Origin of the sequence: Enterococcus sp. DIV0358, assembly GCF_051713465.1 — a bacterium.
Taxonomy (GTDB): domain Bacteria; phylum Bacillota; class Bacilli; order Lactobacillales; family Enterococcaceae; genus Enterococcus; species Enterococcus faecalis.
The window spans coordinates 1,526,096-1,539,921 of record NZ_JBIOPX010000001.1 but is presented as its reverse complement, the minus strand read 5'-3'; the positions used below and the strand labels follow the sequence as shown (position 1 = coordinate 1,539,921).

Genomic DNA, 13,826 nt, shown 5'->3' with positions numbered 1-13,826 from the left:
GCGCCATCAGTCGAAGAGACTGATGACGCACTTTCTGTTTAAGCGTAGTTTTGGATAATTGCGTTTAACGATTCGGCAAAACCAGCGCCGTGTTGTTCATAATATGACGTAAATCGTTCATCACCAACATACATAAGCCCTAACCCTTTATGTGCTTCTGGCGAATAGCTTGACCAAGAGTACATTAACCAATCTTTGTGTAATTGGAAAATTTCTTGCGCAAGTTGGCTAGTCAACTTGGGTGATTTTTGATACATGGCTAACTTAGAAAATAAATCTTTTTCCACGTTCTGCATTGCTTGCATGTCTTTTTCCGTCAAGTTTAAATATTTTTTGTTGGCTTGTTCAATCGTTTCGTTGCCATATTTTTCCCGAATCTCTTTACCATATTTTTCTTCGTTTTCTTGAACTTTTTGTTGTTTGAATGCTTCGAATTTTTGCTGATCTGACATGTTTATCTCTCCTTTGTAATGGTGTAAGGTTTGTTGAACAGAGGCTAAAAGACGATCAATTTCATTGCGCTTTTCCAATAGCTTTTGTTGATGCTCGTATAAAGCCTGTTCAACATTAAAGTCAGGTTGCTCCAAAATTTCTTTAATTTCATCTAGTTTCAGATCCAATTCACGGTAAAAAAGAATTTGTTGCAAACGATTCACCTCGGCTTGCCCGTAAATTCGATAACCAGAAGAATTAATTCTGGCTGGTTGAAGAAGACCAATTTCATCATAATATCGTAACGTCCGTGCACTGACGCCAGATAGTGAAGCCATTTTTTTAATTGTATATTCCATCATTCATTCCTCCTGACAAAATCTATCATAAACCTTTACGTAACGAGAGGGTCAAGCAAAAAAATAAAAAAAGTGAGACAACCTGTAAAAAGTTGCCTCACTTTTTCTCGATTGATTCAATTAGGCAGTTAAGCGATTAAAGAAATCCACGTAAGCATCTACAATTGATTGTAAGAAACCAACAGTGCCATCAATAATTTTACCATCTTCACCAATTAAGTTCGTAATACCGCCAATATAGGCTTCAGGTTGTTGTAAAGTTGGAACATTTAAGAAGACTAATGATTGTCTTAAATGATGGTTCGCACCAAATCCGCTAATTGCACCTGGTGAAACACTCACCACAAGTCCTGGTTTTTTATCCCAAACGCTTTCGCCATACGGACGTGAACCGACATCCAATGCATTTTTTAAAACAGCTGGTACTGAACGGTTATATTCTGGTGTTACAAACATTACGCCATCTACTTGTTTAACTTCTTCACGGAATGTTGTCCAAGCTTCGGTGGGGGTTCCTTCATCATCCAAATCTTGATTGTATAATTCTAAATCACCAATGTTAATAAAAACAGGTTCGAAATCAGCTGGAAATAAGTCCGCCATTGTTTTTGCTACCAATTTGTTAAATGAATCTTTTCTTAAACTCCCTACAAAAATACCAATTTTTTTTGTCATGTAAATCCCTCCATTTTTCTTTTACTTACTTTATGATAGTACTTTTCCAAAAAAAGCGCAAACGTTTTATCCTTGTACATTGTTGAACTTCGTAACTTCACGTATAATAGCTAGTAAAAGGATGAGTAAAGGAGCAACTGCTTGAATAAAAAAATAAATTGGCGCCGACAGTTAACACCGTTGGAGAAACAAACATTGACTGAATTAAGAAATAAGGAAATGATTAAACAAGGAACTTTTTATAAATTGGAACAAACATTTCCTGAGGAATCAGCTTATACTTATTATGGTTTATACAGGAAGGAACAAACCATTCAAGCATATATCGTAGGGTATTGTTTTGATGGGGAAACCTTGGAAGCGACGATTGTTGCGCCAAATGTAGGGCCATTTTTTGAAGAACTTGTTCAAGAACTCGAAAAGCAAGCAGCTTTGTGGGGAATGAAAGAAGTCTTTCTCGTGATGGACGACAAGCAATCTGTTGGCCTGAATTATTTTAATAGACAAGGAATTGTGCCAGCTTTTTCAGAACAGTATCTGGTTTTTCAAAGAGAAACTTACTCACAGGAGTTGGCGAAGCTGACACTTCTCCGACCACAAGCGGCTGATTTGCATTCCTTGGCTAGGTTACTCGAAGGTACGCCTTTGCCGGAGGACCTTCAACGAACACTTATTTATAAAGAAAACAATCAACTTTTAGCCACGCTACGTTTGGATCATTTTGAAAACGAATGGGGGATTTATGGCTTTGTTGTGACAAAAACGCAACGAGGTCGCGGTCTTGGCCGTCAAGTGTTACAGTCTGCGCTCCGAATGATTTTAGAAAATTCAGCTTCAGCGACTATTTTTTTAGAAGTTGAAACAGAAAATCAAGCAGCGCTTCATCTCTATCAAACAGAAGGCTTTCAAGTGAGAAACCAGTACAACTATTATCAAATTTTGTAAAAATTCTTCATTATTTCGTTTGTTTTCCTGCAAATTGGCTAAAAAAATTGAAAAAAAGTAAAGGTGTCAAGAAAAAACTCTTTACAGGTTGTTGTTAATCTGTTAAACTAACTCTTGTGATTAAGTTAATGGAGGTGTATTTAATAATGGCAGTTAAAATTCGTTTAAAACGTATGGGTTCTAAAAAGAGTCCTTTTTACCGTATTGTAGTAGCTGATTCTCGTTCTCCTCGTGATGGACGTTTCATCGAAACTGTAGGTACTTACAACCCTTTGAAAGACCCTGCAGAAGTAGTTTTAAAAGAAGATTTAGTTTTAGATTGGTTATCTAAAGGTGCGCAACCTTCTGATACAGTTCGTAACATCCTTTCAAAAGAAGGCGTTATGAAAAAACATCATGAAGCTAAAAACGTTAAGAAATAAGGTGATTGAATATGGCAGATGTGAAAGAGTTAATTTTAACTATTGTCCGTCCGTTAGTCAGTCAACCTGAAGCGGTCTCATTAGAAATTGAGGAATCAACTGATTTCCTCGAGTATAATTTGACTGTGGCCAAAGAAGATATTGGACGTATCATTGGTAAACAAGGGCGTGTTGCAAAAGCAATTCGGACAATTGTTTATAGTGTACGTATCGATGGTCCGAAAAAGGTCCGTTTAAATATTCTTGATGGTAAATAAGCATTAACAAGGAGGTAGCCTAGCTATCTTCTTTTTTTATACATAACCAAAAAGTTTTCATTGCTAGAGACAGGCCTTTCTTGCTAAAATAGATTTATCCAGAATAAAGGAGCGATTTGTATGGCAAAACGAATTATCATTATGAACTTTGATATTGAAAGTAAATCGTACCAAGCATTTTCCGAAATAAAAAAGATGCAGGCAGAAAGACAGCTTAAAGGTGAGCAAATGGCGGTTGTTACGCATGTTAATGATGGCCAGCATCAATTTAAAATCAATGATTTTATCGATTTTACAGGCAACAATCATACATCAAAAGATAGCATGATCGGGATGCTAGTAGGCATATTAGGTGGTCCTCTGGGCATTCTTTTTGGCTGGTTTGCTGGAAGTATGTATGGTGCGAGCAAAGACGCCAAAGAAATTCAAGAAGCCCAAACGGTTTTTGAACATGTGATTCAAAAGATTGATGAAGGACAAACGGGATTGTTATTAATTGCAGAAGAAGAAGACAACCGTCCGCTCAACCAATTGGTTATGTTTGACTTAGGTGGCGAAATCACGCGGCTTGATTTAGAGGAAGTCCAACAAGAAATTAACGATGCGAACGAAGTTGCAAATGAAGCGAAACAATCGTGGCAAGCAAAAAAAGAACAACACAAAGAAGCGACATCGAAAGAAGAATAAGGATCAAAGACTGTTTTCTGAATAAAGGGAAACAGTCTTTTAAAATACTAAGAAATCACGTTTTTTTATGGTAGTTTGCTAATTTTTTGTTATTTTATCGTAAAATGCGGTAAACTAAGAAGAAAACTTTGAGAAAATAGATAAATTATTATTTGCTAAAGGAGCAAACTTCTTCTAAAATAAAAAGGAAGTTTAAAAGAAAGTATGGTAGCAGATGGAAATACAATTTTTAGGAACAGGCGCTGGTGTGCCAGCAAAACATCGCAATGTCACAGGAATTGCGTTGAAATTATTAGATGAACGAAATGCAGTTTGGCTCTTCGATTGTGGGGAAGGGACTCAATTGCAAATTTTAAAAAGTAGTATTCGCCCAAGAAAAATTGAAAAGATTTTTATTACACATTTACATGGGGATCATATTTTTGGTTTACCTGGTTTGTTAAGTAGTCGTTCTTTTCAGGGCGGGACAGAACCTTTAGAAATCTATGGACCAGTTGGGGTTGCTGACTTTGTCAAGACTTCTTTACGGGTCTCGCAATCGCGGTTGTCCTATCCACTGAAATTTATTGAATTAACGAAAGAAAATGACGTTATTTTTAAAGATAAACAATTCACTGTTCGCTGTAATATCTTGGACCATGGCATCACGAGCTTTGGCTATCGAATTGAGGAAGCAGCGCATGAAGGAGAATTACAAGTAGAGAAACTTCAAGCTTTAGGGATTCCTTCTGGGCCATTGTATGGCAAACTCAAACGTGGTGAAACGATTGTTTTTGATGGACAGGAAATTAATGGACAAGCGTTTGTGGGAGAGCGTAAACCTGGACGAATCGTGACGATTTTAGGAGACACTCGCAAAACTAAAAATAGCGTAACCTTAGCACGACGAGCGGATGTTTTAGTCCATGAAAGTACGTTTAATAAACACGAAGCGAAAATGGCAAAAGCCTACTTCCACTCAACCAGTCAACAAGCAGCTGAAGTTGCAAAAGAAGCGCAAGTAAAACAACTTATCTTAACGCATATTAGTGCCCGTTATTTAACCAAAGAGGCCTATCAGCTTCAAGAAGAAGCCCAAGAAATTTTCCCCAATACAAAAATCGTGAAAGATATGGATATCATTGAGATTCCATTTGCCAATGAAGGAGGAGCTTAGATGGATTTAACAAATAAAGTCGTTGTCGTAACTGGAGGTTCAGCTGGTTTAGGTGAACAAATTTGTTATGAAGCAGCTAAACAAGGGGCGGTCGTCGTTGTCTGCGCCCGCAGAATTAATTTGATTGGTAAAGTTCGCGAGCAGTGTGCTGCTTTGAGCGGACGAGAAGCATTTTCTTATCAATTAGATATTGCCGATCCAGAAAGCGTTGAACGTGTGGTTGAAGCTATTTCAGCAGAAGTTGGTCCTATAGATGTTTTAGTCAACAATGCTGGTTTTGGCTTGTTTGAAAATTTTGTTGAGATTGACTTGGCTGTTGCACGCCAAATGTTTGATGTCAACGTTCTAGGAATGATGACGTTTACTCAAAAAGTAGCTATTAAAATGATTGAAGCTGGGCAAGGACATATTATCAACGTTGCTTCAATGGCTGGGAAGATGGCTACAGCTAAATCAACCGTTTATTCTGCAACGAAATTTGCTGTGTTAGGTTTTTCAAATGCTTTACGTTTAGAATTGAAACCGTTGGGTGTAGCAGTAACGGCTGTCAATCCAGGACCAATCCAAACAGAATTCTTTGATAAAGCGGACCCGACAGGCACATATCTAGCTGCGGTGGATAAAATTGTTTTGGACCCTACGAAATTAGCGAAAGAAGTGGTTGGGAGTATGGGGACTTCTCGACGTGAGATTAATCGTCCATTTGTCATGGAAGCGGCTGCCCGCTTTTATACATTGTTTCCACATTTAGGAGATTTCATAGCGGGAAATATTTTAAATAAAAAATAAAGGAGTCGATCAAGTCATGAAAAATCAATGGCGTGTTATTTTGGGCCTTGTGTTGGTCTTAATTGTTGTTATTTTTGCTGTTTTAAATAATCAAGCTGTTCCAGTAAACTTTGGTTTTACTAAAATTAGTGGACCGTTAATCTTAATTATTTTAGGTTCTGCAATTATTGGCGCACTAGTTGGGTTACTAACCTCCACAACCACCATTTGGAACCAACGTAAGGAATTAAAAGCTGTACAAAAAGAGTTGGATATTTATAAAAATGATATGGATAAATTAGTCAAAGAAGAAACGGAAAAAGTTCAACGTTCATTTGATAATCAATTGGCTGATTTGCAAGCCAAACAAGCGGCAGCACCACAAGTCGCAGAACCAGTGGTCAACGAACAAACATCAAACACAGAAGTAGATACCACGCCTGTGTCAGGTAGTCGTATTGATCGTTATGTGAAACCTCGTGTGAATGAAGAGGAACAAAGATAAGGAAGAGACTTTATCGCTAAGTTTCTTTTAAAATAAAACTGTGATATCTGCTATTTATCTAACAGATATCACAGTTTTTTTCTCAGATTTAAAAAAATGCTTTCTTTAGTTTTTGGAAAAATTTTGCTATAATTACTTGGTTAGGAGTGACGTCGTGAAAAAATCAAACTATCAATGGCAGTTACAGACAAAGACAGAATTACCTGTAGAATTTATAGAACAATTAAAAAAAGAACAAATTAATCCATTAATTGGCCAACTTTTATGGCACCGCAATATCCGGACAAAAGAAGCATTACGTAAGTTTCTACATCCGACTATCGAAGATATTTATGATCCGTTCTTAATGCATGATATGGAGAAAGCGGTAGCCCGCATTCAGCAAGCCGTCGAAGCGGGTGAACAAATCCTTGTCTATGGGGATTATGATGCAGATGGCATCACTAGTACCACGGTTATGAAAGAAGCAATCGAATTAGTCGGTGGCATGGTTCAGTACTTTCTACCGAATCGTTTTGTTCATGGATATGGACCTAATAAAGACGTATTTGCTGAACAAATTGAACAAGGAGTCCAATTAATTGTAACCGTTGATAATGGTGTAGCCGGACATGAAGCAATTAACTACGCTATGGCACAAGGAGTAGATGTAATCGTTACTGACCATCATGAATTGCCTGAACAATTACCAGGAGCCTATGCGATTGTCCACCCTAGACATCCGCAAGGAGACTATCCTTTTGGAGATTTAGCTGGTGTCGGCGTGGCTTTCAAAGTCGCTACTGCGTTACTTGGTGAATTGCCAATTGAGTTATTAGATTTGGTAGCAATTGGGACAATTGCTGACTTGGTTTCATTAACCGATGAAAATAGAACGTTTGTCAAAATGGGCCTTCAAATGATTCAAACTGGTGATCGAATTGGCTTAGACGTTTTACTACAAGAAGCGGGTGTGAAAAAGGAAGCTGTTTCAGAAGAATCAATTGGCTTTACCATCGGACCTCGTTTAAATGTGTTAGGTCGATTAGGGGAAGCCGCACCAGGTGTTGAATTAATGACTACATTTGATGAAGAGCAAGCGCTGGAAATCGCTAAATATATTGATCAACAAAACAATGAACGAAAAGACATTGTAACGACGATTGCCAAAGAAGCGCTGGATTTAATCGACCCGAATGCGCCGGTCCATATTTTAGCGAAACAAGGCTGGCATGAAGGCGTCTTGGGGATTGTCGCGGGCCGCATTATGCAAGAAACGGGGAAACCAACCATTATTTTAGCAATAGATGAATCTGGTACGACCGCTAAAGGCTCTGGACGTAGCATTAGCGCATTGAATCTCTATGAGGCGTTGAACGAAGTGCGTGAGCAATTCACTCATTTTGGTGGGCATCATATGGCAGCGGGAATGACTTTACCTGTTGAAAATATTCCTTTTGTTCAAGAACATTTGGCACACTTTATTGAAAAAAATCAAATTGATATGGCTAATGGACAAGAGTTGCTCATTAGTGAGAGCTTAGCGGTTTCGCAGGCAACGACTACTTTTATTGATCAATTGCGTATTTTGGCGCCTTTTGGGACTGATAATACTGTTCCAACTTTTGTATTTAAGGAAATCACGCCTACGCAAATTCGGCAAATTGGTGCAGATAATGCACATCTGAAATTTCAAATGAATCAAGAAGGGGCACAATTGGATGCAATTGCTTTTCAAATGGGGCCTCAAGCGGATGAACTAGCACAAGGAACCGCCGATGTGGCAGGCCAACTTTCCATCAATGAATGGAATGGTCGTAAGAAACCACAATTAATGGTGACTGATTTTGCTGTATCGGGAAGACAATTATTTGATTTTCGTGGCAAAAATAATCAAACGAAACCAATTCCTTCAGAAGCAACAGCTTATCTTTTGTTTGATGAAAAAAATCAAAAATTCATTTCAGATCCAACCGCTAATATTATTGTTTGGTCAAACCAAGAAGAATTGGTGGAAGCTGTTTCTCAAAATCAAATCGAACAACTGGTTTTTGTCGACTGTCCTGTGGAAGCAATCACGGTTAAAGAAATTGTTGAAGCGACTGAGATACAACGTATATACATGATGTTTATTTCACCAGAAGAAGCTTATTTAAACGGTATGGCTTCACGTGAACAATTTGCAACATTGTATAAATTTATTTTGCAGCAAAAAGAAGTAAATCTACGTTCCCAGCTATCGAAGGTGGCAAATTACTTAAATATCCAAGAAAAATTATTAATTTTCATGATACAGGTGTTTTTTGACTTAGGATTTGTTACAATAGAAAGCGGTGTTTTAAACAGTATTGAGAAACCCGACAATCGACCATTGACTGAAAGTCAAGTGTACCAACAACGATTGAAAAAAATAAAAACAGAAGAATTTCTACTTTACAGTGATTGTCAAACAATACAACAATGGCTGTGGAATGAGGAGGACAAATAAAAATGGATTTAAGAGATTACATTGCAAGCATTCCAGATTATCCTGAGAAAGGGATCGTGTTCCGTGACATTTCTCCATTAATGGCTAATGGGGATGCCTACCGTGAAGCAACGAAACAAATCGTGGATTATGCGAAAGAAAAAAGAATTGATATGGTTGTAGGACCGGAAGCTCGTGGCTTTATTGTCGGCTGTCCAGTGGCTTATGAACTAGGGGTTGGCTTTGCTCCGGTTCGCAAAAAAGGAAAACTTCCTCGTGAAACCATCGAAGTGACTTATGACTTAGAATATGGTTCAGATACATTAACGTTGCACAAAGATGCCATCACACCAGGTCAACGTGTGTTGATTTGTGATGACTTGTTAGCAACTGGTGGTACAATTAAAGCAACCATCGAATTAGTCGAACAATTAGGTGGTATTGTGGTTGGTTGTGCGTTCCTAATTGAATTAATGGATTTACATGGCCGCGATAAAATTGATGGCTACGATATTGTTACCTTAATGGAATACTAATCTAATTTAATTAGAAAGAGCGAAGGATTTAATCCTTCGCTCTTTCTTTGACATATTTATAAAAACGGAGCATAGCTTGGGGGGAACGCACCGTTTTATTATTTATTAAGGGAACTTACGATAAACGTATCTTGCTTGCTGTTGTTTACGTGTACGTGTATAACGCTTCTCATCCCATGACATAAACCAAAGAATAAATAACGGCGTCACGATCATAAAAGCAAGACGTAATCCTAATGTTCCCAAAAAAATACCTATAACCAATACAAAAAATAAAAATCCAACACGACGAATTGCTTCCATGTGTATCACCTCTTCATTTGATTCGAACGAGTGTTCGTATTGTTATTATACGAATGTATGTTCTTTTTGTAAAGTCTTTTCTACTAATTTATGTTAAAATAATTCGAAAAGAAGAATAATCTTTTATAATAAAGAGATTTAGGGCAATAAAAGAACACGATGCTTTGAGCATCGTGTTCTTATTGTGCTGTGATTACGTATAAAAGAGAACAGAAAAATACATGAGGATCGCTGCAAGCATGACGAACAAGTGCCAAACTACATGCATAAACCGCACATTTTTCAATGAATAGAAGGCTGCACCTAATGTGTAAGACACGCCTCCTGCGACCAATAACGCTGTTCCTGTAAATCCAAGAGATTCATATAACGGACGAGCAGCGATGATACAGAGCCAACCTAAAACAATATAAATAATCGTTGAAATGTTTTTCACTGTTTCTTGTTTATGCAACGTGAGGGATTTATAGACAATACCGACAATGGCGATTAACCAGACTAAACTGAACAAGGTCCAACCTAACCAACCGCCAATACTAATTAAGCAAAACGGCGTATAGCTGCCAGCAATCAATAAGAAAATAGAACTATGATCGAAGACCTGAAAGACCTTTTTGGCTCTTGTAAAAATTAAACTATGAAATAACGTTGAAGATAAAAAAAGTAGAATCAACATGGAGCCATAAATAGCATAAGATACCACGTGAATTGGTGAGCCTAAACGAGCCCCTTTAACAAGTAAAATGACTAAACCAGCAATACTTAAACCTGCGCCTATGCCATGTGTAACTGCATTTAAGACTTCGTTCACGATTAGGTATTTTTTTGAGAAATGCGTTTTTTCCAATAAATTCACTTCCTTTATTTTAATTTGATGAAAAATTCGGCAGTGTCTGTTATACTATAACTAGATAATTAACCGTTTAATGGTATTCTACCATGAAAACAGGTTCCTTTTAAAGAAAGAGTGATAATTTTATGACAAACGTTAAAATCGTAACGGATTCTTCATGTACGATGGAAAAAAGTCTTAGAGATGAATTAAATATCCATATGATGCCTTTATCAATTATGGTTGATGGCGTTGTTTATCCAGATGATGATCATTTGCCAGGCGAAAAATTTATGGACATGATGGCTAATGCGAAGGCCTTACCAAAAACCAGTCAACCACCAATTGGTGAATTTGTAGAATTATATGATCGCTTAGGTGAAGATGGCAGTGAAGTAATTTCGATTCACATGACAAAAGGCTTAAGTGGAACGGTTGAAGCGGCCCGTCAAGCTAGCAACTTATCATCAAGTAAAGTAACGGTGATTGATAGCGATTTTACAGACCAAGGTTTGTCTTTCCAAGTCATTCAAGCAGCAAAATTGGCACAAGCGGGAGCGGGTGTTCCAGAAATTTTAGCTGAAATTGAACGCGTCAAACAAAATACCAAATTATACATTGGCATTTCAACATTAGATAATTTGGTTAAAGGTGGACGAATCAGCCGTACAACAGGATTATTATCAAACATTTTTAATATGAAAGTTGTCATGGACTTTGAAAATACGGAATTGATTCCTGTAGCGAAAGGCCGCGGCGTTAAAACGTTTAATAAATGGTTTGACGAATTGAAATCAGAATTAAGTAAGATTCCAAATGTTCGACAAATTGGCATTTCTCATGCGGATGGGCTAGAACTAGCAAATGGATTCAAAGAAGGATTACAAGCAATCTTTAAAGACATGGATATTCCCGTATTACATACGAATCCAGTCATTGCAACACATACAGGAAAAAATGCCTTTGCTATTATGTACTATACAGACTAAGAAATAACGAGGTTGGGTCTCACTCTTAAATGAGTAGACGCAACCTCTTTCTAACAAGAAAAGGAAAATTTCTTGTTGGTTTATTTAAAAGGAAGTGACGAAGATGAAAAAACAAACACAGCATATTTTGCTGACCGTCTTAACACCTATCCTCATTGCGCTAGGTGTTTTTACATTGTTAAGTGTGGCCATCCCCAAAGCAAAGCCACTATTAAAGCAAGAGAAAGTGGCCACAACTGCTCAAAAAAATCAAAAAGAAGTCATTCATTATACAGCAATCGGTGATTCTTTAACTGAAGGAATTGGCGATTTGACGAATAGTGGAGGTTTTGTTCCTATTGTGGCAGATGATTTAAAAGAACACTACAACTTGAACGGTGTTCAAACAGACAATTTTGGGAAAAACGGGGATCGTAGTGATCAAATTTTAAAACGAATCAAAGAGAAACCTGAAATTCAAAAGGGCCTTGCCTCTGCGGACGTGATTACGCTAACGGTTGGTGGAAATGACTTAATGAAAGTAATTAGTAGTAATATTTTCGACTTGAAAGTCAGCTCGTTCAATCGTCCACAAAAAGCCTATCAACGCCGAGTAAGACGATTACTTGAAGAAATCCGAGAATACAACGAGAAAGCCCCTATTTATGTCTTAGGAATTTACAATCCCTTCTACTTAAACTTTTCCGAAATTACAGAAATGCAAGAAATCGTTGATAACTGGAATCAAGCAACCGAAGAAATGGTTCAAGAGCAAAAACGAGCCTATTTCATTCCTATCAATGATTTACTCTATAAAGGTCGTGGCGATGAAGTTGGCGTAACTGGTGGCGACTCAGAAACTACAGGAAGTAGTGCTAGCAAAGAGGATTTAAACAATTTGTTATATGAAGAAGATCGTTTCCATCCGAATAATCTTGGCTACCAAATTATGGCCGGAGCTGTCCGGGATGAAATGGTCAAGACAGAGAAAGAATGGATAACCAAATCAGAAGGTAGTGAATAAAATGAATGAAGAAAAGCCAAAAACAAGTAAATCAATTAAAAAGACACAACCAACCAATCTTAAACGAAATCCCTGGAAAATCGCTTTTCTTATTCTAGTGGGTTTAGTCATTGGTAGTGTAGCTTTCGTGACATTTCGAGCAACACAAGTTCGCGAACCAGATTTAAAGAAAATACCAGCAATTGTTGAAAAAGAAGGCGAGCCAGTCGTCACCATTCAGTCAAAAAAACAACAAGTGAACAAACTGATTGACTTTTATTTAGCCGACTTTCAAAAAGGTTCGGAGATCAAATATAAATTTTATTTAGAAAATGATGCTTTATTAAATGGAACATTTCAGGTGTTAGGGCATGACATTCCTTTTTACTTATATTTTGATCCTTACGTGATGGCGAATGGCAATGTACAATTAAAAGCAAAAAGTTTATCTATAGGAACGCTAGGCTTGCCAATTAAAGAAGTATTGAAATTTGCTAAACGTTCTTACAAACTACCTAAATGGGTTGAAATCAATCCAGATGATCAAACTGTTTTATTACGTTTAGATCAGTTTAGAATGCAAAATGGTCTATTTGTTCGAGCAGAAAAGATTAATTTAGTTGACGATGACATTCGGATGAATATATACTTGCCAAAAGAGAAATAAAAAAGGAGTGTTAGAGATGGAAGAAAAAGCAATTTTTGCAGGCGGCTGTTTCTGGTGTATGGTGCAGCCTTTTGATACACAACCAGGGATTATCTCAGTTGTTTCGGGTTATACAGGTGGGCACGTGCCTAATCCAACATATGAACAGGTTCTAACACACACAACAGGCCATACGGAAGCAGTAGAAATCACTTTTGATCCAGCGATTATTTCTTACGAACAATTAGTGGATATTTATTGGCAACAAACGGATCCTACTGATGCTTTCGGTCAGTTTCAAGACCGCGGCGATAATTATCGGCCAGTTATTTTTTATCGTTCTCAAGAACAAAAAGAAATTGCTGAGAAAAGTAAAGAACGTCTAGCTAATAGTGGACGTTTTACAGAACCAATTGTTACCACCATCGAACCAGCAGCACCATTTTATCCTGCTGAAGAATACCATCAAGACTTTTATAAAAAAGACGCTTTGCGTTATGGATTGTCCCATCAACGTAGAAGTGAATTTATTGAAGAAAAATGGAGTGACTAATTTACATGAGACGAAGCTTTTACCATTACTTAATGACATTAAAAGGTCCGGCTAAAGATCCTGAAACTGATTTTGCCAATGAAGCGGCCAAAGATATTCAGTTTCCAAAACAAACCGAGGATTATCATGAACTTTCTTCTTATTTAGAAATGAATGCTGACTATTTAAGCAACATGGACATCTTTGATGAGTTATGGGAAAAGTACCTTGAAAACAATAAATAAATCCAGAGCGTGGGACAAAAATCACTTTGGATTTTTGCTCCACGCTCAAAAACTGATAAACGGCGGGAACAGAAGCAACTCCTTCGGAAATAAGCCGGAATTCTCCAAA

General features: G+C 37.4%; 18 protein-coding genes. 14 read left to right on the top strand and 4 right to left on the bottom strand.

The window, feature by feature from the left end; all coding sequences use genetic code 11:
* Positions 1 to 38: 38 nt before the first annotated feature.
* Together IGK70_RS07585 and IGK70_RS07580 are read right to left on the bottom strand one after the other, a co-directional pair.
* Positions 39 to 794 (bottom strand): MerR family transcriptional regulator, encoded by a 756-nt coding sequence (locus IGK70_RS07585; RefSeq protein WP_002360196.1) that lies wholly within the window; start codon positions 792 to 794, stop codon positions 39 to 41.
* 117 nt (positions 795 to 911) lie between these two features.
* A complete protein-coding gene (locus tag IGK70_RS07580; RefSeq protein ID WP_002357432.1) occupies positions 912 to 1,466 on the bottom strand; it encodes an NADPH-dependent FMN reductase in 555 nt (184 codons plus the stop codon).
* 141 nt (positions 1,467 to 1,607) lie between these two features.
* Here IGK70_RS07580 and IGK70_RS07575 point away from each other — a divergent pair, with 141 nt between their 5' ends.
* From IGK70_RS07575 to IGK70_RS07535, 9 genes are all read left to right on the top strand, one after another.
* On the top strand, positions 1,608 to 2,411 hold the full coding sequence (locus tag IGK70_RS07575) for a GNAT family N-acetyltransferase (RefSeq protein WP_010826102.1): 804 nt from the start codon (positions 1,608 to 1,610) through the stop codon (positions 2,409 to 2,411).
* Between the two features lie 146 nt (positions 2,412 to 2,557).
* Entirely contained in the window at positions 2,558 to 2,833 is a 276-nt protein-coding gene (rpsP, locus tag IGK70_RS07570) for a 30S ribosomal protein S16 (RefSeq protein WP_002357434.1), read from the top strand.
* Between the two features lie 11 nt (positions 2,834 to 2,844).
* Entirely contained in the window at positions 2,845 to 3,090 is a 246-nt protein-coding gene (locus IGK70_RS07565) for a KH domain-containing protein (protein ID WP_002357435.1), read from the top strand.
* Between the two features lie 120 nt (positions 3,091 to 3,210).
* Positions 3,211 to 3,777: a hypothetical protein gene (locus IGK70_RS07560; protein ID WP_002357436.1), complete on the top strand. Its 567-nt coding sequence runs from the start codon at positions 3,211 to 3,213 to the stop codon at positions 3,775 to 3,777.
* Between the two features lie 214 nt (positions 3,778 to 3,991).
* Positions 3,992 to 4,933 carry a ribonuclease Z gene (gene rnz / locus IGK70_RS07555; protein WP_002361891.1) on the top strand — a complete coding sequence of 314 codons (942 nt, stop codon included), beginning with the start codon at positions 3,992 to 3,994 and terminating at the stop codon, positions 4,931 to 4,933.
* Complete coding sequence (locus IGK70_RS07550; RefSeq protein WP_002381860.1) at positions 4,934 to 5,722, top strand: SDR family NAD(P)-dependent oxidoreductase; 789 nt, start codon at positions 4,934 to 4,936, stop codon at positions 5,720 to 5,722.
* 16 nt (positions 5,723 to 5,738) lie between these two features.
* On the top strand, positions 5,739 to 6,206 hold the full coding sequence (locus IGK70_RS07545; RefSeq protein ID WP_002381861.1) for a LapA family protein: 468 nt from the start codon (positions 5,739 to 5,741) through the stop codon (positions 6,204 to 6,206).
* 154 nt (positions 6,207 to 6,360) lie between these two features.
* Complete coding sequence (gene recJ / locus IGK70_RS07540; protein WP_002398750.1) at positions 6,361 to 8,673, top strand: single-stranded-DNA-specific exonuclease RecJ; 2,313 nt, start codon at positions 6,361 to 6,363, stop codon at positions 8,671 to 8,673.
* 2 nt (positions 8,674 to 8,675) lie between these two features.
* Entirely contained in the window at positions 8,676 to 9,188 is a 513-nt protein-coding gene (locus IGK70_RS07535) for an adenine phosphoribosyltransferase (RefSeq protein ID WP_002357441.1), read from the top strand.
* Positions 9,189 to 9,293: 105 nt separating this feature from the next.
* On the opposite strand, the gene IGK70_RS07530 is transcribed toward IGK70_RS07535, so the two are convergent.
* Both IGK70_RS07530 and trhA read right to left on the bottom strand, forming a co-directional pair.
* Complete coding sequence (locus IGK70_RS07530; RefSeq protein ID WP_002360203.1) at positions 9,294 to 9,491, bottom strand: hypothetical protein; 198 nt, start codon at positions 9,489 to 9,491, stop codon at positions 9,294 to 9,296.
* Positions 9,492 to 9,684: 193 nt separating this feature from the next.
* Positions 9,685 to 10,338 (bottom strand): PAQR family membrane homeostasis protein TrhA, encoded by a 654-nt coding sequence (trhA, locus tag IGK70_RS07525; protein WP_002357443.1) that lies wholly within the window; start codon positions 10,336 to 10,338, stop codon positions 9,685 to 9,687.
* A gap of 131 nt (positions 10,339 to 10,469) precedes the next feature.
* Here trhA and IGK70_RS07520 point away from each other — a divergent pair, with 131 nt between their 5' ends.
* The 5 genes from IGK70_RS07520 to IGK70_RS07500 all read left to right on the top strand — a co-directional run bounded on the left by IGK70_RS07520 (position 10,470) and on the right by IGK70_RS07500 (position 13,717).
* Positions 10,470 to 11,312 carry a DegV family protein gene (locus IGK70_RS07520; RefSeq protein WP_002357444.1) on the top strand — a complete coding sequence of 281 codons (843 nt, stop codon included), beginning with the start codon at positions 10,470 to 10,472 and terminating at the stop codon, positions 11,310 to 11,312.
* 103 nt (positions 11,313 to 11,415) lie between these two features.
* Positions 11,416 to 12,315 carry an SGNH/GDSL hydrolase family protein gene (locus IGK70_RS07515; RefSeq protein WP_002365717.1) on the top strand — a complete coding sequence of 300 codons (900 nt, stop codon included), beginning with the start codon at positions 11,416 to 11,418 and terminating at the stop codon, positions 12,313 to 12,315.
* Entirely contained in the window at positions 12,308 to 12,961 is a 654-nt protein-coding gene (locus tag IGK70_RS07510; protein ID WP_002381864.1) for a YpmS family protein, read from the top strand. The genes IGK70_RS07515 and IGK70_RS07510 overlap by 8 nt, the downstream gene beginning before the upstream one ends.
* Positions 12,962 to 12,977: 16 nt before the next feature.
* A complete protein-coding gene (msrA, locus tag IGK70_RS07505) occupies positions 12,978 to 13,493 on the top strand; it encodes a peptide-methionine (S)-S-oxide reductase MsrA (protein WP_002357448.1) in 516 nt (171 codons plus the stop codon).
* Positions 13,494 to 13,498: 5 nt separating this feature from the next.
* Positions 13,499 to 13,717 carry a YozE family protein gene (locus IGK70_RS07500; protein WP_002357449.1) on the top strand — a complete coding sequence of 73 codons (219 nt, stop codon included), beginning with the start codon at positions 13,499 to 13,501 and terminating at the stop codon, positions 13,715 to 13,717.
* Positions 13,718 to 13,826 lie beyond the last annotated feature (109 nt).

Coding starts and splice junctions, on each gene's coding strand:
- IGK70_RS07550 (WP_002381860.1), top strand. CDS start 4,934: ATGGATTTAACAAATAAAGTCGTTGTCGTAACTGGAGGTTCAGCTGGT.
- IGK70_RS07585 (WP_002360196.1), bottom strand. CDS start 794: ATGATGGAATATACAATTAAAAAAATGGCTTCACTATCTGGCGTCAGT.
- IGK70_RS07535 (WP_002357441.1), top strand. CDS start 8,676: ATGGATTTAAGAGATTACATTGCAAGCATTCCAGATTATCCTGAGAAA.
- IGK70_RS07565 (WP_002357435.1), top strand. CDS start 2,845: ATGGCAGATGTGAAAGAGTTAATTTTAACTATTGTCCGTCCGTTAGTC.
- IGK70_RS07530 (WP_002360203.1), bottom strand. CDS start 9,491: ATGGAAGCAATTCGTCGTGTTGGATTTTTATTTTTTGTATTGGTTATA.
- IGK70_RS07545 (WP_002381861.1), top strand. CDS start 5,739: ATGAAAAATCAATGGCGTGTTATTTTGGGCCTTGTGTTGGTCTTAATT.
- IGK70_RS07520 (WP_002357444.1), top strand. CDS start 10,470: ATGACAAACGTTAAAATCGTAACGGATTCTTCATGTACGATGGAAAAA.
- msrA (WP_002357448.1), top strand. CDS start 12,978: ATGGAAGAAAAAGCAATTTTTGCAGGCGGCTGTTTCTGGTGTATGGTG.
- IGK70_RS07580 (WP_002357432.1), bottom strand. CDS start 1,466: ATGACAAAAAAAATTGGTATTTTTGTAGGGAGTTTAAGAAAAGATTCA.
- IGK70_RS07500 (WP_002357449.1), top strand. CDS start 13,499: ATGAGACGAAGCTTTTACCATTACTTAATGACATTAAAAGGTCCGGCT.
- rnz (WP_002361891.1), top strand. CDS start 3,992: ATGGAAATACAATTTTTAGGAACAGGCGCTGGTGTGCCAGCAAAACAT.
- IGK70_RS07515 (WP_002365717.1), top strand. CDS start 11,416: ATGAAAAAACAAACACAGCATATTTTGCTGACCGTCTTAACACCTATC.
- IGK70_RS07560 (WP_002357436.1), top strand. CDS start 3,211: ATGGCAAAACGAATTATCATTATGAACTTTGATATTGAAAGTAAATCG.
- rpsP (WP_002357434.1), top strand. CDS start 2,558: ATGGCAGTTAAAATTCGTTTAAAACGTATGGGTTCTAAAAAGAGTCCT.